Genomic DNA, 23241 nt, shown 5'->3' on the forward strand with positions numbered 1-23241 from the left:
CCGTGCGAGACGACAGGACCGTGACAGCGCTGTCGCGGTCATGACAGCGAAGCGACAGCGACCCGAGCGCAGTGTGGTGTCAGCCAACGAAAGGCAGGCACCAATGACTTCATCAACTCTCGCATCGCGGACGCCCGCGGTGCGCGCCGAGGGGCTCGTCAAGACCTTCGGCAGCAATCGCGCGGTCGACGGCGTCGACCTCACCGTCGAGGCCGGCACGGTCTACGGCGTGCTCGGCCCGAACGGCGCCGGCAAGACCACGACCATCTCGATGCTCGCGACGCTCCTGAAGCCCGACGCCGGTCGCGCCGAAATCTTCGGCTACGACGTCGCCCGGGATCCTCAGATCGTCCGGCAGCTCATCGGGCTGACCGGGCAGTTCGCTTCTGTCGATGAGAAGCTGTCGGCGACCGAGAACCTCATCATCTTCGCCCGGCTGCTCGGCCTCTCCCGGGCCGATGCCCGCCGCAAGTCGAACGAACTCCTCGAGGAGTTCGGGCTGAGCGAGGCGGCGTCGCGTCCGCTCGCGAAGTTCTCGGGCGGCATGCGCCGCCGTCTCGACCTCGCGGCATCCCTTATCGCGCAGCCGCCGCTCATCTTCCTCGACGAGCCGACGACGGGCCTGGACCCGCGCACGCGTGGCCAGATGTGGGACACGATCCGCCGCCTGGTCGCGACCGGCTCGACCGTGCTGCTCACCACGCAGTACCTCGACGAGGCCGACCAGCTCGCCGATCGCATCGCCGTCATCGACCACGGCCGCGTCGTGGCCGAGGGAACGGCGCTCGAGCTCAAGGCGTCGGTGGGTCAGGCATCCCTTCTCATGCGTCTGCAGCCGGGGTCCGACCTCGACGAGGCGCAGGCCGTGATCGGCCGCGTCCTGGACGTCCAGGCGGTCGTGTCACCCGAGGCCGCACGCCTCACAGTTCCCATGAGCGACCCCGACCGCGTCACCGACCTTCTCGTCGCGTTCCGCGCCGCCGGCCTGCACCTGAGCGAGTTCAGCGTGCAGCAGCCGACGCTCGACGAGGTCTTCCTCACCCTGACGGGCACAGGTGTGCCGGCCGACGACGCACCCGCCCACGAGACCGCATTCGAACTGGAAGGAGCCCGCGCATGACCGTGCTCGCCGTCCCCATCACGCCGGTCGCCGACCGGAACCTGACCAATCGCTCCGGCCTCGCCCAGACGCTGCAGAGCACGTTCACCATGGCATGGCGTGGCCTCCTGAAGATCCGGCGCACGCCCGAGCAGCTCATCGACGTCACGGTGCAGCCCATCATCTTCACGCTGATGTTCACCTACATCTTCGGCGGCGCGATCGCCGGTGACGTGCAGAGCTACCTCCCGATCATCATCCCGGGCATACTCGTGCAGACGGTCATCACGACCTCGGTCGTGACGGGTGTGCAGCTGCGCGAGGACATGGACAAGGGTGTGTTCGATCGGTTCCGCTCGCTGCCGATCGCGCGCATCGCACCGCTGTCCGGAGCGCTGCTGGCCGACACCGTGCGCTACCTGATCGCCACCACCCTCACCTTCACGATGGGGTTCATCATGGGATTCCGTCCCGAGGGCGGCATCGGAGCGGTCGTCGCGGCGGGAGCCCTCGTCATCGTGAGTTCGTGGGCGATCAGCTGGATCTTCGCGTTCTTCGGCGTCATCGCCCGCTCGGCCTCGAGCGTGCAGGGCGTCTCGATGCTCATCCTGTTCCCGCTGACGTTCCTCTCGAACGCCTTCGTGCCGGCCGACACGATGCCGCCGTGGCTGCAGTGGTTCGTCGACATCAACCCGGTGTCGCACCTGGTGACCGCGGTGCGTGACCTCGTCAACAACGGCACGGTCGGGTCGGATGTGCTCGTGACCCTGGTCGGCGCCGCTGTCATCGTGGCGATCTTCGCGCCGCTCACGGTCAAGGCCTACATGCGTAAGGCGTAGCGCCGCGTCAGCCCAGCAGGGCGACGAGCGTGGCGATGTCATCCACTTCGGGCGTGGGATCCTCCTCCGGATCCCCGCCCGTTGTGGCGTCCGTCCCGAGCAGCGGGCGGATGCGCTGCAGGAACGGGTCGGAGGCATCATCGCCGCCGCGCAGTCGCGCCGACGCGGCGATCGCGCGACGGGCGTCCGTCGACCGCCCCGATGCGGCCAGCCACCCGGCGAGTGAGAGGGCGACATCCGCGATGATCGGCTGGTCCCCGCTGCGTGCGGCCGAGGGCAGCGCCTCGGCCAACGCTGCACGGGCGTCGTCGAGGCGATCGAGCAGCACCAGCGCCTGCGCGCGCTTGGACTGCGCCCACGCGATGATCTGCTCGGGAAAGCCGGGCCCCATTTCGAGCGCGATCGCATCGAGATGCTGCAAGGCGGTGGTGCCGTCGCCGACGGCGATCTCGACCATGGCGGCGTTCATGTGCGACTGCGCGAGGGCACGCTGCGATCCGTCCGAACGGGCGAGGAGGTCGATCTCGGCGACGCGGGCACGTGCCTCGTCGATGCGTCCGAGACGGGTGAGCAGCCCGATGCCCTGCGAGTGCTGCTGGACGACGTCGCTCACCGAGGTCAGCCCAGTCAGGCCCACCGTGGAGGCATCCGCCACCGCGAGTGCTTCCTCGAGCCGCCCCGCCAGTTGCAGCCACTCGGATCGCATCTGGCTGGCGAACGCGATGCCCCACACGTCGCCGAGGGCCGTGAAGCGGTCCAGCGCCTTCTCGCTCTCGGCCCCCAGCGTCGCGATGTCTCCGCCGTTCTGCGCGAGGGCGGATCGAAGCATGCTCAGGAAGGCGCGCGTCCAGTCCGGCGCATCGACGAGGTCGACCTCGGGCAGTGTGAAGCCGCGCGACCACGGCGCGCCGGGCTCGTGTGCGCGCACGGCGGCGGCCATCGCGTGCAGCAGCGGGATGAGCGCGGCGGTGAGTTCGGACGGGTAGGAACGCGCCGCCGCTGCGACGGTCTGCGCTCGCTCTTCGAACCGGGCGAATGCGGTGCCCGGGTCGATGCCCTCCACCTGCTGCGTACCGTCGGCGGCCACGAACGCGACGAAGAGAAGTCCGACGCCCTCGACGACGACGGCCGCCTCGGAGTCGGGCGCCTCCGTGGCCCCGGCGAAGCGGGCCACGGCGGCGTGCATCTCCTCGAATCGCTCGCGCATCAGCCACGTCCAGATACTCGACCGCACCAGGCGGATGCCGGCCTCGTGCAGGTCTGACTGGTCGGCGCAGGTGCGCAGCGCCGCGGACAGGTTCTCCTCGTTCGCGTCGAACCAGGCGAGTCCGTCGCGTACGGCGGGCCCGCGCAGGATGGCATCGTGCGCGGCCGCGAGCGATGCCATCGCCTCGGCCGCGGTGGCGCGGAATGCCTCGAGGGCTCCCTCATCCTGCAGGCGTCCGATCCCGTACTCGCGCACGGTCTCCAGCATCCGCAGGCGCCGGTCCGCGCGGTGCAGCAGCGATTTGTCGACGAGGGCGTCGAAAGCCGCGGTTCCCACCCCGTAGCGGCGGGCGACCTCTCCGAGGTCGACGCTGCCGATGCCGTCGGGGAACACGGCAGTGGCGAGCAGGGCGGTGCGCTCGGGGGCGGAGAGGGTCTCCCAGCTCCAGTCGATGAGTGCGCGCAGGGTCTGGTGCCGCGCCTCGATCCCGCGCGGACCGGTGCCCAGTAGCGCGAATCGGTCGTCGAGACCCTCGTCGATCTCGGCGAGGGTGAGGGTCCGGGCCTTGGCCGCGGCGAGCTCGAGAGCCAGGGGGAGACCGTCGAGCCGCCGCACGATCCGCGCGGCGGCCTCGGCGTCTGCGGACGCCGGGGCTGTTCCGCGCGCCGCCCGCACGCGCTTCTCGAAGAGTTCCAGCGCATCGCGCTCGGGGAGCGGCCCGAGGTCGACGAACGCTTCGCCGGCGAGGCCGAGGGGCTCACGACTCGTGGCGAGGATGCGCGTTCCCGGTGCTCCGCGCAGCAGCTCGAGTGCCACGACAGCGGCTTCGGCCGACACGTGCTCGCAGTTGTCGAGGACGACCAGCAGGGATCGCCCGGCCAGGCTCTCCAGGACGCGGTCGCGTGCACCGGTCGGAGCGGCGGTCGCGTCGGAGATGCGGATGCTGCGGCCGACGGCGCCGGCCAGTGCGGCCCAGACCTCCCCGGGGGCCGCGGGAGCGAGCTCCACGAGGATCGCGCCCGGATGGCGCCGCGCCGTCTCGAACGCGAGCGTCGTCTTGCCGGCACCACCGGGACCGATGAGCGTGACCAGTCGCTCCGTCGAGAGCTGGGACTCGAGGAGATCGAGTTCGCGCAGGCGACCGACGAGCGGGGTGAGGGCGGCAGGCACCACACTTGCCGCAGACACGGGAGCAGCCGCAGGAGAAGTGTCCGCTCGGGCGAGGCGCTCGGCGTGCGCGCGGTCTTCCCACAGGTCTCGCACCACCCAGTCGAAGCCGGCATCCGGGACCCACGGGTCACCGATCCACAGTGCGAGCGCCTCGCGAGCGGTCGTCGCCGCGGCTCCCGCGTCCGCCGCGCTCCGCGCCCGAGTCACCAGATCCTGAAACAGCGCCACATCGACGTCATATCGTTCGACCGCGAGGCGGTAGCCACCCGGGACGGCCTCCAGGGCCCCGGTCGGGAGCGCTCGCCGCAGGCGCGATGCGAGCGAGTGCAGTGACGAACGAGGGTCTTCAGGTGGATCGTTCGGCCACACGTCTTCCGCCAGCGAGCGATACGAGACGGTGGTGCCGGTGTCCAGTGCGAGGCGGAAGAGCAGCGCCTCCTGCCCGCGGCCGCGCACGGCCAGCGGCTCGCCGTCCGCCTCTGCCGCGAACCCTCCGAAGAACCTCAGCCGCACGTCGTCAACCTTAGAGCGCGCCGGAGAAGCAGCAGGTGCCGTTGACAGCGACCGAGCATCCGTCGTTTGCGGACTCCGTCCAATAATTTCAGCCCACCTGACGTAGTAGGGTCTGAAAAGACGGGACAGTGGGGTACTCGGCTTGATTTCTTCGGGGTGGGCGTCGTCGCGGCGCAATGGGGCAGCAGAATCGGGCCGGACGAAGCGGTGGACGGCGATCGCGGCCGTCACGATGGCGCTGGTCGCCTCGGCGGTGGTCTTCACACCGCAGCCGGCGCAGGCAGCCGGCCTGCTGCCGGTGACGCCGACATCGATCGACTTCGGCGCGGTGGCGGTGGGGCAGATGAGTCCGTGGATCGCCGTGACCTACGATGCCGCGTACCGCCTCACCTCGACCAACAATGGCGAGGGCATCCAACTGGACCACACGCCCGCGTTGAATTGCAACACGCCCACGTGCTCGCTGCTGGTGCGGTTCGCTCCGACGTCCGTCGGGGCATTCTCCGACACCGTGGGCGTGGTGGCCTGGAGGGCTGGCGACAGCTTCGAAGTGTCAGTGCCCTGGACGGGCCAGGGCGTGCCCCCGGCTGCCGGAGCCTCGGTCTCTCCGAGCGCGACGGACTTCTCCGACGTCGTCGTCGGTCAGTCGGGCAGCAAGACCCTCACCTTCTCGAACACGGGCAGCGTGCCGGTGGATCTGACGGCGATCACGGTGAGCGCTCCGTTCGCGCGCACCGGCGGCACGTGCGCCACGTCCGTCGCGGTGGGCGCCGACTGCACGATCATCGTCGGGTTCACGCCGACGGCGCCGGGGCCTGCCTCCGCGACGCTGACAGTATCGACGGCACAGACGGGCGATCACCTCGTCGCGCTCAGCGGCACCGGAGTCGCGCCGCGGGAGGACATCAGCCTCACTCCGTCGTCGGTGGTCTTCCCCGCGACCGAGGTGGGGGCGACTTCGGCGGAGATCGACGTCACGGTCACGAACACGGGCAATGTTCCGGTGACGTTCAGCTCCTACGGTGTTTCCGGGCAGTTCACGTTCGCAGGGATCTCGTGTTCTTGGTCGCTCAAGCCGGGCTCGTCCTGCACTGTCCGCGTGAAATTCATGCCGACGGTACGCGGGGCCGCCACGAGTCCGGTCTACGTGGCGTTGGCTTCGGGGCTGATCCGGCGCGCGGATGTCAGCGGTATCGGGGTCGCACCGGACTTGGTGCCCACCCCGGGCTCGGTCGATTTCGGCGAGGTCGAGGTGGGGGCGATTGCCGCACCGATGCCGGTGACGATCTCCAACGAAGGTTCGTCGGCGGCGCCGGTGTCCGCGACGGTGACAGGCCCGTTCCAGGTGGATGCCTCGGCCTGCAGCAGCTCGCTGGCGCCGGGCGCAGACTGTGACGCGCTCGTCACCTTCGCTCCGACCGCGGGCGGGGCTGCGACGGGTGCCGTGACGTTCACGGCCGGTAGTTCCACGGCCCCGGTGACGCTGACGGGCACCGGCCAGCCGCTGCGGGTCGATGTGACCTCCCTCGACCTCGGATCGGTTCCCGTCGGGTCGTCCGCCACGGCGACGGCGACGGTCACGAACCTGAGCGCGGCAGACGCGCCCGTCACGATCGCGGAGCCTGCGGCGCCCTTCAGTCTTGCGGACGACTGCCCGGCGGTCCTGCCGGCCAACGGGACGTGCACGCTGACGGTGACATACGCGCCGACCGCGGTCGGCGCGTCCTCGTCGAACGTGGTGGTCTCGAACCCTTCGGCGGGCAACCTCACGGTGGCGCTGACCGGGTCGGCAATCGAGGCGGTCTTCGATCTCGGTGTGACGCCGACGTCGTCGTCCTTCGCGTCGATCGAAGTCGGTGCCACCTCGCCCGCGCTGCCCTTCGTGGTGAAGAACAAGGGCAACTCGCCCGTCGCACTCGGAACGGTTTCGGCGACTGGCGACTTCGCCGTTGCGAGCACGACCTGCACCGGCACGCTTGCAGTCGACGCGACGTGCGAGATCGGGGTGACATTCGCACCGAGCAAGGCGGGCGACCGCACCGGCACCCTGTCGATCGTCTCGAACGCCGACACGGTCACCGCGGAACTCACCGGGAAAGGCCTGGCTCCCAAGCTGGAGGTCGATCCCGGATCGGCCGACTTCGGCGACGTCGTGGTGAACGAGAGCTCGGCTCCGATGACGGTGACGATTCAGAACACCGGGTCGGCGGCGACCCCGGTCACGGTCACGGCGACGGGTCCGTTCAGCGCGGATGCCGCCGCCTGTACCGGATCGCTGGCACCGGGTGCGTCGTGTGACATCGCGGTGACCTTTACGCCGACCATCGGTGGTGCCGCTGCCGGCACCCTGACCGCGGTCGGCGGGATCTCGACGACGACGGTCGCGTTGGCGGGCAATGGGCTTCCCCTGGGGATCGATGTCACAACGCTTGACCTGGGCACTGTGACGATCGGGGAGACCGGCTCGAAGACGGTCACCATCACCAACCTCAGTGGGACGCCGGTGCCGGTCTCGGTCGGGCTGGCTGCGGGATCCGCTCGTGCTGCCGCACCGACGACTTCGCCCTTCGCCGTCGACACCGACTGCCCGGCATCGTTGCCCGGCGGATCGACGTGCACCGCGACGGTGAGGTTCGCCCCGACGGAGGTCGGCTCGGCGTCGGCGCGTCTGGCGGTCACCGCCGCCGATGCGCAGGAAGCCATCGTCGAACTGACCGGTGAGGGTGCGGCGGCGATCGTGCCGCCCACGCCGAGCCCGGCGCCGACGGGTGCGGGCGCCGGTTCAGCGCTCCCGGCGACCGGACTCGCTCCGGCGACGTTCGGCATCGCGCTCGGCGGTGCCTTCGCGCTGGCCGCCGGATTCGCCTTGTTCGGGATGCTGCGGCGACGCGCCGCGGGAGACGGCGGGCGCTGAGCACACGGAGCGCGGCGGCGACCGAGGCGGACGTTTCGCCTCAGTCGTCGCATCCGTGCTCGACGACCGAGCGCTCGCCGGGCGAATCGCAGTTGGACTGTCGTGAAATGTATTCGAAGAAGGAAGCAGTGGGGGAAGTCGCCGTGAGTTCAATGGGGTGGGCGTCAGCACGACGCAACGCAGGATCGGGCCGGACGAAGCGGTGGACGGCGATCGCGGCCGTCGCGATGGCGCTGGTCGCCTCGGCGGTGGTCTTCACCCCGCAGCCGACGCAGGCAGCCGGCCTGCTGCCGGTGACGCCGACATCGATCGACTTCGGTGCAGTGCCCGTGGGGGAGACGAGCGAGTGGGTCACGTTGTCGTTCGGAGACGGGAATGGTGGTTCGGTCTCTCTCCCGCAGAACGTCGAATACTCTTCCCCCTCGTGCAGCTCGACGTGCACGATCCGAGTGCGCTTTGCTCCGACGTCGCCGATGATCCTGTCCGGAGTCATCGCCATCAGTGGTTTCGGTCTCGCCGACGGCGTGACCGTGCCGGTGACCGGCATCGGCACACAAGCGGGGATCACCGTGACGCCGTCCTCGGTTGAGTTCGGCACGGTGGTCATCGGAAGTTCGGCCACACGGACCGCGACGGTCGCCAACACGGGCAACATCCCGGTCGATCTCACCCGCTTCCACGTATCGGCTCCCTTCGTGATCACGGGTGGCACGTGCGTTGTCGGGGCATTGGCTCCCGGCGCCACCTGCACGATCGATGTCACTTTCACGCCCTACGCGTACATCGGGTATCAGTATCGGTTGGCGATCGATACGTCGCAGGTGGGCACAGTGACGGCGTCTCTCTCGGCACTGGGCGTGGTTCCGAGTGAGTCGTTCACCATCGCTCCGACCGCCACCGGATTCCCCGACACACTCGTCGGCGCGACGTCGCCCACCCAGAGCCTCACCGTCACGAACACCGGCAATGTGCCGACCACCCCCACCGCAGACCGCGTCTCGGGCCCGTTCTCCGTCGCATCGACGACGTGTCGGGGCGCGCTCGCGCCCGGGGCCACCTGTGTCTACTCGCTCATCTTCTCCCCGACCGAGGTCGGGGCCGCGACGGGGAGTGTCCGTGTGGAGTCGGGCACAGGTGCAAGCGCGACCGCCACGCTCGACGGGATCGCCATCGCCCCCCAGCTGGTGCCGAGCGAGAGCACCTTGGACTTCGGCGACGTCGAGGTGGGCAAGATCTCCCGCTCGGCCTCGCTGAAGATCACGAACGCAGGGTCGGCGGCGACGCCGGTCACCGTGACGGCGACGGGTCAGTTCACCGCGGATGCCGCAGCCTGTGCGGGTTCGCTGGCACCGGGTGCGTCGTGCGATGTGTCGGTGACCTATCGGCCGGTGGTCGGTGGTGCCGCGTCGGGCACGCTCACTGCGGTGGGCGGGACCTCCACGACAACGGTCGCGCTGGAGGGAACCGGTCAGCCGCTGCGCGTGGATGTGGCATCGCTGGATCTCGGAGTCGTCCCGGTCGGGTCGTCGGCGACGGCGACCGCGATGATCACGAACGTCAGTGGCGCGGCGGTGCCGGTGACGGTTCCGCAGCCGGATGCGCCGTTCTCCCTCTCGGAGAACTGCCCGGCGACCTTGCCGGCACACACGTCGTGCGAGGTCACGGTGACGTTCGATCCGACCAAGGCCGGTGCAGCGACGTCGAGCCTTGTGGTCTCGAGCCCGCTGGCGGACGACCTCACGGTGGCACTGACGGGCTCGGCGTTCGATCCGATCTTCCTGCTCGGCGTGACGCCCCCGTCGTCGACCTTCGCGTCGACAGAGGTCGGTCAGACCTCGCCCACGGTGCCGTTCGTAGTGAAGAACAACGGCAACATGCCGATCGTGTTCGATGCCGTCTCCGCCAATGGCGACTTCTCGGTAGAGAGCACGACGTGCACGGGCACGCTTGTGATCGGTGCGACGTGCGAGGTGGCCGCGACGTTCGCGCCGACGAAGGCCGGCGACCGCACCGGTACCTTGTCGATCACCTCGAACGCCAAGACGGTCACGGCGGAGCTCGCAGGAGCGGGACTGGCTCCGAAGCTGGAGGCTGACCCGGCATCGGTCGATTTCGGCGATGTCGTGGTGAACGAGAGCTCTGCACCGACGGTTGTGAAGATCACGAACACGGGGTCGGCGGCCGCACCGGTCACCGTGACGGCGACGGGTCGGTTCACCGCGGATGCCGCGGCCTGTGCCGCGTCGCTGGCACCGGGTGCGTCCTGCGACGTGGCGGTGACCTACTCGCCCCTGGCCGGTGGTGCCGCGTCCGGGACGCTCACCGCCGTCGGCGGGGTGTCGACGACGACGGTCGCGCTGGAGGGCAATGGCCTGCCGCTGCAGATCGACGTGGCAGCCCTCGACCTGGGCGCCGTCGCGATCGGCGACACCGCGGCCAAGACGGTGACGATCACCAACCTCAGTGGGACGCCGGTGCCGGTCTCGGTAGGGTTGGCCGCGGCATCCGCTCGCGCGGCCGCACCCGCCGGTTCCCCGTTCGGTGTCGAGACGGACTGCCCGGAGTCCCTGCCCGGCGGTGCGACGTGCACCGCGACCGTGACGTTCGCGCCGACCGAAATCGGAGCGGCGACCGCTCGCCTGGCGGTCACGGCAGTCGATGCGCAGGAAGTCCTGGTCGACCTGACAGGTGAGGGCGAGGCCGCGGTCGTCCCGCCGACACCCAGCCCCGCTCCGACCACCGCCGCACTTCCGGCGACCGGACTCGGCCCGACGACGTTCGGCATCGCGGCGGGCGGTGCGTTCGCGCTCGCCGGCGGGTTCGCATTGTTCTGGATGCTGCGCCGCCGAGCCGGCGGAAGCGCGCAGCGCTGACGCGGCGAACGGGGCGTCACCACAGCCCGCCGGCCGAGCCGGTGGGCGGGTGACGCCCCGTCCTGCTGCGCAGTCTAGGAGGCGCCGCCGTCTCGGGCGCGCTGGCCGAATGTGCCCGATGTCACGGTGCGGTACGAGGTGCGCACGATCTCCTCCAGCACGTCGAGGTCGATCTTCGCGGCGTCCTTGATGTAGAGGCATCCGACGCCCGTCGTATGCGGCCCGAGCCGCGCGAGGCGGTCCTCGTGAGCGCCGACGCCGTCGACGAGGTAGATGCTCGTCGCCGCCTTGCGCGGTGCGAACCCGGCCGCAGCCGTATCGCCCTCATGGCCGCTCGGGTACTTGTAGTGGTACTCGCCGAACCCGATGATCGATCCCCACAGCACGGGCTGCTCCCCGGTCGCCCGCTGGAACAGCGGCAGCAGCACTTCGGCGTCGCGACGGCGTCGCTCCGGCTGCACGTGCGCGACGAACTCGACGACGTCGAGAGATGTCGGTTCCATCGGTCAGCCCTTCGCCGCAGCCTTCATGGCCCGCTTGTGCTCGCGCACGAGCGTGAGCGACTCGGGCGAGACGATGTCGGCCACCGAACGGTGCGAGCCCTCTTCACCGTAGGGAGCAGATGCCTCGCGCCAGCCGTCGCCGTCGAACCCGCACTGCTTGCCGAGGAGTGCGAGGAAGATCTTCGCCTTCTGCTCGCCGAAGCCCGGCAGCGCCTTGAGCCGCTTCAGCACCTCCGCGCCGGACGGCGATCCCTGCGTCCAGATCGCGGCGGCGTCTCCGCCCCACTCCCGCTCGAGTGCGGCGCACAGGTCCTGCACGCGGCCGGCCATCGAACCCGGGAAGCGGTGGATCGCGGGAGTCGTCTTGAAGACCTCCGCGAGCGCCTCGGGGTCGTAGCCGGCGAGGGTCTCGGCATCCACCGATCCGATGCGCTCCTGGATCTTCAGCGGACCCGCGAAAGCCGTTTCCATCGCGACCTGCTGGTCCAGCAGCATCCCGATCAGCAGGGCGAGGGGGCTCTCCGAGAGGAGGCTGTCGGCGGCGTCGTCCGCGGTGATGTGGAGGCTCATCCCGCCAGTCTTCCACTGGTCCGAACCGCGCGCACGGCCCGCGCGGCTGCTGCCGTGACCGCGAGACTGCAACCGGGCGTCGAGACTGAGGGTAATAGCCGAAGTCTCGAGGTCCCGCTGCAGTCTCGGCGAAATGGGGCGTTGTGGCGCGGGCGGTTGAGCGGTGCACGGCCCGCGCGGCTGCGTGCGAGCCGTCGCGGCGTCGGGTTATGGTGGCAGAACGTGCCAGCGACGGCGCGGCGTACACCGTTGTCCGGACCCCCGAGGAGCCATGTCCCCGAACGCCCGAGCGCGATTCGTGTCGGCCGCGCGGCTCGGGGCGAAGCGCACGACGGCGCGTCTCGGTCTGGTCGGCAGCATCGCGTTCACGATCGCGGTGTCGGTCGCTCTGCTCTGCGGGCTTCTCGCCTGGATCTCGCTCGACTCCCGCGACGCTCTCGACGGTGCGATACCCGCCGCCGACGAGGTGGGCGGCTGGGCGCAGGTGCAGACGCGGATCGCCGACGATACGGACGCGCAGGATGCCGCGGCATCCGCGCTGTTCGATCAGCTCTTCGGCGACACGGCCGATATCGAGCGGATGCTGGTGGGCGAACCGGGCAGCGATGCGGAGCGTGTCGCGTGGCGGATCACGCCGCATCGCGCCACGCTCGACGGCGCGGCCGTGCTGCGGCTGGACCAAGGGGTCACCGCGCTGTCGACGGCGTTCCGGGAATCGGATGCCGCGGTGCAGGGCAGCGAGTCTTCCGGGTCGCTCGGCGTCAGTCTCGACTCGGCGGCGCAAGGGGTGCGGGCATCGGCGGCGATCGCCCCGGTGCCGGTGGCGATCGCCGGGATCCTCGCCTGGTTCGCCGTGCTCGAGCTCGGCCGCCTGCTCGGCGCGGCGCGCGGGCGTGAAGCCGGACTGCTGCGGGCGCGCGGGCTGTCGCGCGGGCAGTCGGCGTCGCTGTCGTTCACGGAATCGGCGGCGATCGTGGCCGCGGCGACCGTCGTCGGCTTCGGGGTCGCGCTCGGACTGCTCGCTCTCCGACCCGGGGGAGCGGCCACCGTGCTCACGACCTGGCCGCTCGCGCTCGGGCTGCTGGTCGTGCTGACCGCGACCCTTGCCATCGCCCAGGCACGCGCCGCGCGGATCGCGTCCTCCGCACGCGCGAGCGCCGGGCGTGCGGCCCAGGCCGCCTCGATCGGTGTCGCCGCACTCGTCGTGCTCGGGGCGGCCGTGCTGGTGTGGCAGTCGGTGTCGCTGCGCAGCCTGCCCTCCGACGACCCGTGGCGCGTCGGGGTCACCGCCCTGGCTCCGACGTTCGGCGTGGCCGCCGTCGGGATCCTCGCGGTGCTGCTGTTCGCTCCGCTGGCGACCACGGTCGCCGCGGTGGCGGGACGTTCGCCCGGACTCTCTCCGGCGTATCCCGCCCGCCAGGTGGCGCGGCGCGTGGTCGCCTTCTCGGTGGCGGTCGCGCTGGTGGCGATCGCCCTGTGCGGAGCGACGCTCGCTGCGTCGTACATCGCGACCTGGCGGTCGGCCTCGACCGACTCGGCGCAGCTGGCCGCCGGCACAGACCTGCGCGCCGACTTCGCCGCACGGCCGGTGCTGCCCGCGGATGTCGCGACCGCGGGGGCGGTCGACGGAGTCACCGCCGATTCCCCGGCGATCGCCGTGCCGATCGTCGCGGGCGAGCTCGCGGCGGCGCTCGTGGCCCTCCCGGCGGACGCGATCCCGAAGGTCATGCTCGCGGTGCCCGGTGCCGCGCAGCCGATGGATCTCGCCGCAACCCTGGCCGGCGACCCCGTCGGGCTGGAGCTGCCCGAGGGGTCGACGGGGCTCGCGCTCGGCGGGCTGTCGACCCCGCAAGCATGGAGCGACAACGACGGCAACGGCGTCGACATCCCGAACCCGGACGCCGGCAGCGACCTCATCGCGCGCATGTGGGTGACGGATGCCACGGGCGCCACCGTATCCGTCGACACCACCATCGCGGCCACTCCCGAGGGAGAGGGCCGCCGCTTCGTCGCGGCGGGGGACCTTCCCGACGGCGCCGCGCCGTGGCGATTGATCGCGGTGGACCTGTCCCGCGGACGCGGCTGGCAGAACGGCCTGCAGCAGCTGCGGATCGAGGAGCTGCGCGTCGCGAGCCTCGCGGACGGCGTCGTCGAACCCGTGGACATCGAGCTTCCGCAGACGGTGACGCTGACCGGATGGGGGCTGGAGCAGCCCTCGACATCCCTGCTGTGGAGTTCGACGGGCGCGACCGCGACCGTCGTCCCCGCCGTCGTCACGACGGCGTTCGCCCAGGTGCTCGGGCTCACCGTGGGCGACGACGCCGGCATCCGCTTCGACGGGACCGGGCGCAGCTACACCGTCGAGGTCGCCGCCGTCGTCGACGCGATTCCGGGCGTCGGGTCGGGCCCCGGAATGCTCACGTCACTGGACGTCCTCAGTGCGGCGTCGCTGGTCACCGGGCCCCGCGTCGACCCGCCCCTGGAGCCGCCGCTCGCGAATCAAGTGTGGGCGGCTGGTCCCCCCTCCGCGGCGGCGGACCTCGTCGAGGTGCTCGATGTGTCGGTCGAGACGCCGATGGATGCCGCATCCGCCGTCACCGCAGGACTCGTGGCCGCCTGGTGGGCGTGCGCGATCGGCGGCGCGCTGCTGGCCGGGGTCGCGCTGGTCGCGCTTCTGACCGCCCTGACCGGGCAGCGTGCCGGCGAAGTGCTGGTGCTGCGCGCGGTCGGCGTCGCGCCGCGTCGACAGGCCCGGATGCGCACGGTCGAGGCATCCGTCGTCGTGATCCTCGCCGCCGCGCTCGGCACCGTCGGAGGGTTCGTGCTGTCGTGGCTCGTCATCCCCGGCCTCGCCGAGGCGGCCGTCCCCGGAACCGACGTCGAGGCCACGTTCGCCGTCGACCCGTGGCCGATCCTCGCCGCCGTGGTGGTCATCGGCGTCGCACTCGTCGCGTTCTCCATCGGCGGCTCGACTGCTGTGCGTCGGCAGGGCGCGTCGACCCGCCTTGAGGAGGCCGCGCCGTGAGCCGGACCTCGACCGCGGGCCTGATCGGCCGCCACCTGCGCACCGCACCGGGAGCGCCGATCGCGGTCGCGCTTCTCGTGTTCGTGCTGACCGCGATCACGGTGTTCGGTCCGCTCGCGCTCACCGCGCTCAGCGATGCGTCGCTGCGGTACCGTCTGGAGTCGGTCAGTCCGGTCGCTCGCGACGTCGATTCCTCCGTCGCGGCGCCGCCGACGGTCGGCCCCGGCGATGAGGCGCTGACCGACCTCCCGCCGGGCACCGAGAACAGATGGGGAGCCTGGGACGCCGATCTCGAGCAGGTGCGCCGAGACACCCGCGCACCGACGTCGGGCGCGCTGGAGAGAGCCCAGTACTTCACCCGCTTCGGCATCATCAAAGGTGCCGTGGCCTCTACGTATGTCGCGACCGACCCGCGGTTCGCGTCGCGGATCCGGATCGACACCGGACGCCTGCCGGAGGCCGGCCTCACCGAGGGGGAGTGGCAGGAAGGAATCCGGGCCGCCGTCGAGGAGGGAGCCGACCTGCCGCCGGTGGAGATCGTGCTCTCCACCGCCTCCGCGGAGGCCGCGGAGTGGCCGCTCGGTGAGACGCGAGTCGTCGCGGGAGAAGCGGCGTGGCCGTATCCGCTCCCTCTGACGCTCGTGGGTACGTTCGACGCGGTCGACGAGGGCGATACGTACTGGCAACACGCGACCGGCATCCTGACACCGGCGGTCGCGTTCGACGCCTTCAGTCAGCCCTTCCTCAAGCCCACGGCCTTCGCGGCGCCGGGTGCCCGCCTCGCGGTGTCCAGCAATATGCTCACCACCGTCTGGTATCCGTTCCAGGCCCATGCGGTCACAGCCGATACCGCGCCGGACATCCTCGCCGGTCTCCGACGACTCACCGGTACAACCCAGAACATCGGCGCCGACGCCGGGTTCGGCGCCGTCGTCCCGCTCGGCTTCCGAACCGACGCGATCGCTGCCCTCGAGACCGGCATCGGCGAGGGCCGCTCCCTCACCGCCATCCTCGCGATGCTGGCGGCCGGCCCGCTCGGCGTCGCAATCGCGGTGCTGGTGCTCGGCTGCCGCATGATGCTCGAACGCCGCCGCCCGGCGCTGCGGCTGCTGTCGGCACGCGGCGCCACGGGCGGGCAGCAACGCGGACTGCTCGGGCTCGAGGGGCTTCTGGTCGGGGTGATCCCCGCCGCGCTCGGTGCCGCGATCGCATTCGTCGTCTCGGCCGCCGTTCTCCCGGGCGAGGTGGCAGGCCCCATCCAGGCGCCGGCGCTGCTCATCGCGCCGATCCTGCTCGCACTCCTCCCGGCAGTCGCGCTCGCGGCATCCGCTCTGTCGGTGCGCAGCGGCGAGCGGATCGATGATCCGACCCACAGTGGCGGGTGGCGGGTCGTGATCGAGCTCGCCGTCGTCGGACTCGCGGTGCTGGCGACCGCGCTGCTGATCGTGCGGGGCGTCGGGCGCCCCGAAGAGCCGTTCGACCCGCTCGTGGTCGTCGCCCCGCTGCTGCTGGCACTCGTCGTCTGCATCCTGACCCTGCGCGTGTACCCCGTGCTGCTGCGGTGGCTGCTGGCGCGGGAGCGCCGCGGCACCGGGTTCGTCGGCTTCCTCGGTGCCGCCCGTGCGCTGCGCGACCCGGCGACCGGGCTCGCACCGGTGCTCGCCCTCGTCGTCGGCGTGTCGGTCGCGGTGTCCGCCGGCGTGCTGCTCTCGACCGTGCAGTCCGGCGCGACCGCCGCCGCCCGCGCGGCCGTCGGCGCGGATCTGCAGCTGAGCGCCTCGCGGTTCGACGAGGGCGCTGTCGACGAAGTCGCCGGCATCGACGGCGTCGAGGCGGTCGCGGCGGTCGGTGCACTGTCGTCCGCCGAGGTGAGCGTGGATGAGAATCGCAAGCTCGCCCCGCTCTACCTCGTCGACCGTGCCACCCTCGACGAAGTGCAGGCGGGGCATCCGCCGCTCGTCCCGTCCGACGTCGATCTCGGCGACGGCACGGGCGCGATCCCGATCCTGTTCTCCGCGCGCGCCGACACCGTGATCGAGCCGGACACCGGCGAGCTGGAGCTCGAGCGAACCCCCGCGACCATCGCCGGAGTGATCGACGAGCAGGCGCCGTTCTCGTCGACGGCATCGTGGCTGCTCATCGACGACGCCTACGCGCCGGAAGTCAACGACACGCCCCCGCCGGTGGTGAGCCTCTTGGTCAGGCTTGCGCCGGGGACGGATGCTGCGACCGTCGCCGCGGAGGCGACCGCGCTGCTCGGACCCGGGGTGCGCTGGTCCAGCCCCGAGACGGTGCTGGAGACCGTCGAGGGCGGACCCGCCGCGGCCGGGCTGCGGGTCGCGCTGATCGCGTGCATCGCCGTCGCGGCTGCGCTCAGCGCGATCGCCGTCGTGATGACACTGGTGCTCGGCACGCGGGCGCGGCGCCGCATCCTCGCCCTCCTCGAGACCCTCGGCGCTCCGCCGCGTGTCGGCGGCGCGCTGGTCGCATGGGAGCTGTGGCCGGTCTGCGCGACCGCACTGGTGGCCGGTGCCGCGTTCGGCGCGGCCCTGCCGCTCCTCCTGCTGCGTGTCGTGGACCTCCAGCCGTTCACCGGCGGCATCGCGCAGCCCGCCTACGTGGCCGATCCGCTCGTACTGACCGTCGCCATCGGCGGGTTCCTGCTGGCGACCGCCGTCTTCACCCTCATCGCCCTCGCGATCTCCCGGCGCGCCCGCGCCGCGGCGATCCTCCGTACCGTGGAGGAGTCATGACCACTCCCACCGTCACTCCGGCATCGACCGTCGAGCCCGACATCCTGTGCACGGACCTCGTCCGCATCTTCACGACGCAAGGCGTCGAGGTCCAAGCACTGCAGGGGTTGAACCTCCGGGTGGAGCGCGGCGAACTCGTCGCCGTGGTCGGGGCCTCCGGCTCCGGCAAGTCCACGCTCTTGTCGATCCTGTCCAGCCTCGACGTCCCCACCGCCGGTGTCGCCCGCGTCGCCGGGCGCGACCTCCTCACAATGACCGCCCGCGAGCGGGTGATCTTCCGCCGCGAGGCCGTCGGGTTCGTCTTCCAGCAGACTTCGCGCAACCTGCTGCCGTATCTCACGGCGGCCGAGAACGTGGCTGCGGCCCTTGCCATCACCGGTCGGCCGAAGGGGCACAAGGAGCGCGCCGACCGGGTCGCAGGACTCCTGGACCTGCTCGAGGTGTCGCATTGCGCGGAACGCCGCCCCACCGAGATGTCGGGCGGGGAGCAGCAGCGCGCCGCGATCGCGGTGAGCATCGCCAACAGCCCGCGCGTGCTGCTGGCAGATGAGCCGACCGGTGAGCTGGACGACACCACCAGCGCTCACGTTCTCGAGGCGATGCGCTCGGTCAACCGCGAACTCGGTGTGACGACCCTCATCGTGACGCACGACCCCTCCGTGTCGGAGCACGTGGCCCGTACCGTGCAGATCCGCGACGGGCGCACCTCCACCGAGGTGCTGCGCTCCACGCGCGTCGACGAGCACGGCGCCGAGGAGCACGTCGCCGAGGAGTACGCGGTGCTCGACCGCGTCGGCCGGCTGCAGCTGCCCGACGACTTCGTGCAGGCGCTCGACCTGCGCGAGCGCGTGCGCCTGGCACTGGAGCCCGACCACGTCGGCGTCTTCCCCGGTCAGCGGAAGGTCCCCGCGGCATCCGACGTTGAGGGATCCTCAGACGACACGTCCACCCCCGAGGAGACCCCATGACCACGGCACTGCGCGCAGAGAAGCTGACCCGCACCTTCGAGTCCGCTTCCGGCGAGGTGCACGCCTGCGCCGACATCGACCTCGAGCTGCACCCCGGGGAGCTGCTCGTCGTCCGCGGCGCGTCCGGCGCCGGGAAGACGACGCTGCTCAACCTGCTCGGGGTGCTCGACAGCCCGACCTCCGGCACCGTCTGGATCGGCGACGTCGACACCACGACGCTCGGCGAGGACGCACTGGCCGAGCTGCGCCGCGAGAACCTCGGCTTCATCTTCCAGTCGTTCGGCCTCATCCCGGTGCTGTCGGCGGCCGAAAACGTCGAACTGCCCCTGCGCATCGCCAAGACCGACCCGGCCGAGCGGGCCGAGCGCGTCGCCGCGGCGCTCGAACTCGTCGGACTGGGCGACCACGCGGCGCAGCGCCCCGCCGAGCTCTCCGGCGGTCAGCAGCAGCGCGTCGGCATCGCCAGGGCGATCGTCACCCGTCCCCGCATCCTCATCGCCGACGAGCCGACCGGCCAGCTCGACTCGCGCACGGCCGCGACGATCATGGACCTGCTCAGCGACCTCGCCCACACCCAGGGCTTGGCCGCGATCGTGTCGACCCACGACCCGCTCCTGGTGGCCCGCGCCGACCGCGTCATCGAACTGCACGATGGGCGCATCACGCGTGTGAGCGAACGGGATGCCGCGACGGCCGTCGATGACCCGATCGACCCGGAAGACCCGGTCGCCCCGACCGGCACCGCGGATGCGGGGGCCCGTGACGGGCATCCGCTCACCCGTGCGGAGGCGCGGGCGCTGCGCGACCGCGAGAGCTGAGCCCGGCTCAGCCGGCGAGTTCGTCGTCCGCGGCGGCGGACGCGGGCTCGGCGAGCTCGATGCCGAACAGCGCGGTCAGCGCCGCGGTGTACTCGTCGGCCCGGCCGATGCGGGCGAACTCGTGGGCCCGAGCGGTCGGGGTGTGCAGCAGCACGCCCACCAGGTGGCGGAGGGACTGCTCTGTGCTGCCGTCGTCGCCGCGGGCCTTCGCACGGGCGATCTCCGCTTCGAGCAGGCCGAACACGTGGGTGCGCAGCGCCACGACGGCGGGCTCCACGGCGCGGCTCTCGCCCACGACCGCGAACCGGTGCGCGGCGTCCTTCACAACGGCGCGCGCGGCATCCGTCGCCTGCAGCTCCTCCAGCGGCGCGTGCAGGCGGATGGTCTCGAGGTCGAGCAAGTCGATGCCGTCGATCCCGACCACATCCGGGTCCACGTTGCGCGGCAGGCCGAGGTCGATGATCAGCCGCCGGGTCGTCGTGACCGGCGGCGCAGGCTGCACGGGGCAGCCGAAGGCCACGGTCGGCGCGCCCTGGCCTGCGCCGCCCTCGGTGAGGGTGCGGGCCGAGAGCACCGGCGTCTCCGCGGTGGTGCAGGTCACGATCAGCTCCGCGCGGGCGGCGACCTGCGCGTATGCGTCGGCCGCGACCGAGCGGATCCCGTGCTTCGCGGCGAACCGCTCGCCGCGTCCGGACGGCGAATAGACGCTGATGTCGGCCGCGCCGTGGTCGCGCAGCGCCGCCAGCGTCGCCGCCGCGTACGAGCCGGTGCCGACCAGCAGCACGGGCAGTGCCGACCAGTCCGCGATGCGGCTGTCGGCGAGGTCGAGTGCGAGCCGCACCAGCGAGCGACCGGCCCGGCCCAGAGCCGTGGAGTTCTTCACACCGCGCTGCGTCTCGGATGCGCGCTGGAACAGGCGCTCGAGCTCGCGGGACGTCGTGCCCTTCTCCCGGGCATCCGCCAGGGCGCGCCGCACCTGACCGGCGATCTCGCCCTCTCCGACGACGACGGATTCGAGCCCCGAGGCCACAGCGAACAGGTGCTCGGCGACCGGGCGTCCCTCGATGACCCGGTACGAGCCCTCGAATTCGGCGGGTGTCACGCCGGTGGCGGCCTCGATGGCCAACAGCGTCGCCTCGACCCCGACCGCGCCTGCGGCGGTGACCGGCTCGTCCATCTCGACGTACGCCTCGAAGCGGTTGCAGGTGGCCACCACGACGGCTCCCTGCACGCAGTCGTCATGCGCCGAGATGAGCGGCGCGATCGCGGTGGTGTGCACGCTGAGGCGCTCGAGGAGCTCGAAGGAGGCCGTCTTGTGGCTCGCTGTCACGCACATCAGCACTGTCACATGGTAACCCGAGGCGGCTGACCGCTTCCCATCGGTGACGCACAGCGTCGGGTGCGAGGATGGACGAATGCCTGGTCCCGCCGATTCCCTGTTGGTTCGCGCACTGCGCGGTGAGCGCCTCGACCGCCCGCCGGTGTGGTTCATGCGGCAGGCGGGACGCTCCCTGCCCGAGTACCGCGATCTGCGCGTCGGTACGCGCATGCTCGATGCCTGCCTGGAACCGTCGCTGGCCGCCGAGATCACCCTGCAGCCGGTGCGCCGGCACGGCGTGGACGCCGCGATCTTCTTCAGCGACATCGTCGTGCCGCTGCGCCTGGCCGGGGTCGAGGTCGAGATCCAGCCCGGACGCGGCCCCGTGTTCGCCGAGCCGGTGCGAACCGCCGATGACGTGCGGCGCATCACCGCGATCTCCCCGGACGCCGTCGCCCAGGCCGCCGGCCCGATCCGGGAGGCCGCCGCGCTCGTCGTGGCGGAGCTCGCGGCATCCGGCACCCCGCTGATCGGCTTCGCCGGCGCCCCGTTCACCCTTGCGGCCTACCTCATCGAGGGCGGGCCGTCCAAGGAGCACCTGCGCGCCCGTGCCATGATGCACGCCGACCCGGAGTCGTGGCACCGGCTCGCGGGCTGGCTCGCGGCCGTGTCGGCGGCGTTCCTCGCAGCGCAGGTCGAGGGCGGGGCATCCGCCGTGCAGCTCTTCGACTCGTGGGCCGGGTCGCTCTCGCCCGCCGACTACCGCGCGTTCGTCGCACCGCACTCGCTCTCGGCGCTGGAGCCGATGCTCGGCTCGGTGCCGACGATCCACTTCGGTGTCGGAACCGGCCCGATCCTCGCCGATATGCGGCTCGGCGGACGGGTGGATGCCGTGGGCGTGGACTGGCGGATGCCGCTGGATGAGGCGGCCGCCTTGCTCGGCGACGCCACGACCGTGCAGGGCAACATCGACCCGGCGCTGCTGCAGGCGCCGTGGCCCGTGCTGGAAGCGCACGTCCTCGACGTCATCGAGCGGGGACGGTCGGCCCGCGCCCACATCCTCAACCTCGGGCACGGCGTGCCGCCGGAGACGGACCCCGCGGTCCTGACCCGCATCGTCGCGCTCGCGCACGGGGAGACGGCATGACCGACGGTGTCGAGGAGCTCGCCGCGCACGCCCGCGATACGCACATCGTGGTCGTCGGCGGCGGAGTCGCCGGGCTCGTCGCGGCACTGGAGTGCGCCAAAGTCGGGATGCAGGTCACGGTGGTCGAGGCATCCGACAGCTTCGGCGGCGCGGTGCGCTCTGCCGAGGTGGCCGGCATCACGGTCGACGCCGGAGCCGAGAGCTACGCGACCCGCGGGGGTACCGTCCGCGCGCTGATCGACGAGCTCGGACTCGGCGATGCCGTGGTCCGGCCGGCGGCCGGTCGCGCGTGGGTCGCCGGCATCCCAGGTGTCGGCGCCGCGCCACTGCCGGCCGGCAGCGTGCTCGGCATCCCGGACAATCCGTGGGGCGACGACGTGCGACGCATCATCGGCTGGCGCGGCGTCTGGCGCGCCTACCTCGACCGCCTCCGTCCGCCGCTGACGATCGGTCACGAGCGCAGCCTCGGCGCCCTGGTGCGCACCCGCATGGGGGAGCGCGTGCTCGACCGGCTCGTCGCCCCCGTCACGACCGGCGTCTACTCGGCGCGTCCCGACGACATCGACGTGGACTTCGCCGCGCCCGGCCTCAACTCGGCGCTCACCCGCACCGGCTCGCTGGCCGGTGCCGTCGCCCAGCTGACCGGCGCGCGCACCGGCGCTCCGGGCGCGGCCGTCGAGGGACTCGCCGGCGGGATGTCGCGGCTCGTCGCGGCGCTCACCGAGCGGTTGATCGCCCTCGATGCCGAGCTGCTCTCCTCGACAGAGGCCCGGGCCGTCGCCGCGCGCGACGGCGGCGGCTGGGCGGTGTCGATCCACGCGGAGGACGATCCGCGCGTAGAACTCCGCGCCGACGCCGTCATCGTCGCGACACCGGAAGCCATCGCGCGCGCACTGCTGTCGCCGAGCGTGCCGGAACTCTCCGGCGATGCGGGCGAGGCGCCCATGGTCGAGATCGTGACCCTCGTGCTGGAGTCCCGTGCCCTCGATGCCGCGCCGCGCGGGACCGGAGTGCTCACCGTGCCCGGCTCCTTCTCCGCGAAGGCCCTGACTCACTCGACCGCCAAGTGGGACTGGGTCGCCCGAGCCGCGGATGGCCTGCACGTCGTCCGGGTGTCGTTCGGGGCGCAGGGCGAAGAGCCTGCGACCGCGCGGCTGGACGACGCGGATGCCGCAGCGCTGGCTCTGGCCGAGGCATCCGCTCTGCTGGGTGTGCCGCTGCAGCCCGGCGATCTGCGCGGCGCGCACCGTGAGCGGTTCACACAGTCGCAGCCGGCGTCGGTCATCGGCCGCGCGGCCGCCAGTGCTGCCGCGCGGACGACCGTGCATCGCCGGCCGGGACTCGCGGTGGTCGGCGCCTGGGTCGCCGGAACCGGCCTCGCCCAGGTGGTGCCGGACGCCGTGAACGAGGCGGAACTGGTGCGCCGCACCACGCTGTTCGGTGCTCCACCGGCCGACAGCACGCTCTGAACCGTCTGACGGCGCCGAGACCGGAAGGACTGATGCCGGAATCGGCATACAGGAC

Annotated in this window: 14 protein-coding genes; 10 read left to right on the forward strand and 4 right to left on the reverse strand. The window is 71.7% G+C overall.

What is annotated here, in order from left to right; genetic code table 11:
* Nucleotides 1–103 precede the first annotated feature (103 nt).
* Nucleotides 104–1120 carry an ATP-binding cassette domain-containing protein gene (locus ASD65_RS14585; RefSeq protein ID WP_056223759.1) on the forward strand — a complete coding sequence of 339 codons (1017 nt, stop codon included), beginning with the start codon at nucleotides 104–106 and terminating at the stop codon, nucleotides 1118–1120.
* Nucleotides 1117–1938 (forward strand): ABC transporter permease, encoded by an 822-nt coding sequence (locus ASD65_RS14590; RefSeq protein WP_156378888.1) that lies wholly within the window; start codon nucleotides 1117–1119, stop codon nucleotides 1936–1938. The genes ASD65_RS14585 and ASD65_RS14590 overlap by 4 nt, the downstream gene beginning before the upstream one ends.
* 7 nt (nucleotides 1939–1945) lie before the next feature.
* On the opposite strand, the gene ASD65_RS14595 is transcribed toward ASD65_RS14590, so the two are convergent.
* The gene (locus tag ASD65_RS14595; RefSeq protein ID WP_056223760.1) at nucleotides 1946–4828 is read right to left on the reverse strand and encodes an ATP-binding protein; all 2883 of its coding nucleotides are present in this window, start codon (nucleotides 4826–4828) and stop codon (nucleotides 1946–1948) included.
* Nucleotides 4829–4970: 142 nt separating this feature from the next.
* On the opposite strand from ASD65_RS14595, the gene ASD65_RS14600 reads away from it, so the two are divergent.
* Complete coding sequence (locus ASD65_RS14600; RefSeq protein ID WP_235566727.1) at nucleotides 4971–7742, forward strand: choice-of-anchor D domain-containing protein; 2772 nt, start codon at nucleotides 4971–4973, stop codon at nucleotides 7740–7742.
* Between the two features lie 152 nt (nucleotides 7743–7894).
* Entirely contained in the window at nucleotides 7895–10615 is a 2721-nt protein-coding gene (locus ASD65_RS14605) for a choice-of-anchor D domain-containing protein (protein ID WP_056223762.1), read from the forward strand.
* Between the two features lie 74 nt (nucleotides 10616–10689).
* Here ASD65_RS14605 and ASD65_RS14610 read toward each other — a convergent pair whose 3' ends face one another.
* Together ASD65_RS14610 and ASD65_RS14615 are read right to left on the reverse strand one after the other, a co-directional pair.
* Nucleotides 10690–11118, reverse strand: a complete 429-nt coding sequence (locus ASD65_RS14610; RefSeq protein WP_056223763.1) for a DUF1801 domain-containing protein — start codon at nucleotides 11116–11118, stop codon at nucleotides 10690–10692.
* A gap of 3 nt (nucleotides 11119–11121) precedes the next feature.
* Nucleotides 11122–11688, reverse strand: a complete 567-nt coding sequence (locus tag ASD65_RS14615; protein ID WP_056223764.1) for an HhH-GPD-type base excision DNA repair protein — start codon at nucleotides 11686–11688, stop codon at nucleotides 11122–11124.
* 271 nt (nucleotides 11689–11959) lie between these two features.
* On the opposite strand from ASD65_RS14615, the gene ASD65_RS14620 reads away from it, so the two are divergent.
* Genes ASD65_RS14620 through ASD65_RS14635 form a run of 4 tightly spaced genes read left to right on the forward strand, consistent with a single transcriptional unit; the run spans nucleotide 11960 to nucleotide 19252 of the window.
* A complete protein-coding gene (locus ASD65_RS14620) occupies nucleotides 11960–14713 on the forward strand; it encodes an FtsX-like permease family protein (RefSeq protein ID WP_056223765.1) in 2754 nt (917 codons plus the stop codon).
* The gene (locus ASD65_RS14625) at nucleotides 14710–17466 is read left to right on the forward strand and encodes an FtsX-like permease family protein (RefSeq protein WP_056223766.1); all 2757 of its coding nucleotides are present in this window, start codon (nucleotides 14710–14712) and stop codon (nucleotides 17464–17466) included. The genes ASD65_RS14620 and ASD65_RS14625 overlap by 4 nt, the downstream gene beginning before the upstream one ends.
* Nucleotides 17463–18434, forward strand: a complete 972-nt coding sequence (locus ASD65_RS14630; RefSeq protein ID WP_056223767.1) for an ABC transporter ATP-binding protein — start codon at nucleotides 17463–17465, stop codon at nucleotides 18432–18434. The genes ASD65_RS14625 and ASD65_RS14630 overlap by 4 nt, the downstream gene beginning before the upstream one ends.
* Complete coding sequence (locus ASD65_RS14635; protein ID WP_056223768.1) at nucleotides 18431–19252, forward strand: ABC transporter ATP-binding protein; 822 nt, start codon at nucleotides 18431–18433, stop codon at nucleotides 19250–19252. Before ASD65_RS14630 ends, ASD65_RS14635 begins: the two co-directional genes overlap by 4 nt.
* Nucleotides 19253–19259: 7 nt before the next feature.
* Here ASD65_RS14635 and ASD65_RS14640 read toward each other — a convergent pair whose 3' ends face one another.
* A complete protein-coding gene (locus tag ASD65_RS14640) occupies nucleotides 19260–20594 on the reverse strand; it encodes a glutamyl-tRNA reductase (protein WP_056225002.1) in 1335 nt (444 codons plus the stop codon).
* A 73-nt stretch (nucleotides 20595–20667) separates the two neighbouring features.
* Between ASD65_RS14640 and hemE the strand changes: the two genes are divergently transcribed.
* Nucleotides 20668–21717 carry a uroporphyrinogen decarboxylase gene (hemE, locus tag ASD65_RS14645; protein WP_056223769.1) on the forward strand — a complete coding sequence of 350 codons (1050 nt, stop codon included), beginning with the start codon at nucleotides 20668–20670 and terminating at the stop codon, nucleotides 21715–21717.
* Complete coding sequence (locus tag ASD65_RS14650) at nucleotides 21714–23186, forward strand: protoporphyrinogen/coproporphyrinogen oxidase (protein WP_056223770.1); 1473 nt, start codon at nucleotides 21714–21716, stop codon at nucleotides 23184–23186. Before hemE ends, ASD65_RS14650 begins: the two co-directional genes overlap by 4 nt.
* Nucleotides 23187–23241: the final 55 nt, after the last annotated feature.

Source organism: Microbacterium sp. Root61 (assembly GCF_001427525.1).
GTDB lineage: Bacteria > Actinomycetota > Actinomycetes > Actinomycetales > Microbacteriaceae > Microbacterium.

Coding starts and splice junctions, on each gene's coding strand:
- ASD65_RS14615 (WP_056223764.1), bottom strand. CDS start 11,688: ATGAGCCTCCACATCACCGCGGACGACGCCGCCGACAGCCTCCTCTCG.
- ASD65_RS14605 (WP_056223762.1), top strand. CDS start 7,895: ATGGGGTGGGCGTCAGCACGACGCAACGCAGGATCGGGCCGGACGAAG.
- ASD65_RS14635 (WP_056223768.1), top strand. CDS start 18,431: ATGACCACGGCACTGCGCGCAGAGAAGCTGACCCGCACCTTCGAGTCC.
- ASD65_RS14650 (WP_056223770.1), top strand. CDS start 21,714: ATGACCGACGGTGTCGAGGAGCTCGCCGCGCACGCCCGCGATACGCAC.
- ASD65_RS14585 (WP_056223759.1), top strand. CDS start 104: ATGACTTCATCAACTCTCGCATCGCGGACGCCCGCGGTGCGCGCCGAG.
- ASD65_RS14630 (WP_056223767.1), top strand. CDS start 17,463: ATGACCACTCCCACCGTCACTCCGGCATCGACCGTCGAGCCCGACATC.
- hemE (WP_056223769.1), top strand. CDS start 20,668: ATGCCTGGTCCCGCCGATTCCCTGTTGGTTCGCGCACTGCGCGGTGAG.
- ASD65_RS14620 (WP_056223765.1), top strand. CDS start 11,960: ATGTCCCCGAACGCCCGAGCGCGATTCGTGTCGGCCGCGCGGCTCGGG.
- ASD65_RS14610 (WP_056223763.1), bottom strand. CDS start 11,118: ATGGAACCGACATCTCTCGACGTCGTCGAGTTCGTCGCGCACGTGCAG.
- ASD65_RS14590 (WP_156378888.1), top strand. CDS start 1,117: ATGACCGTGCTCGCCGTCCCCATCACGCCGGTCGCCGACCGGAACCTG.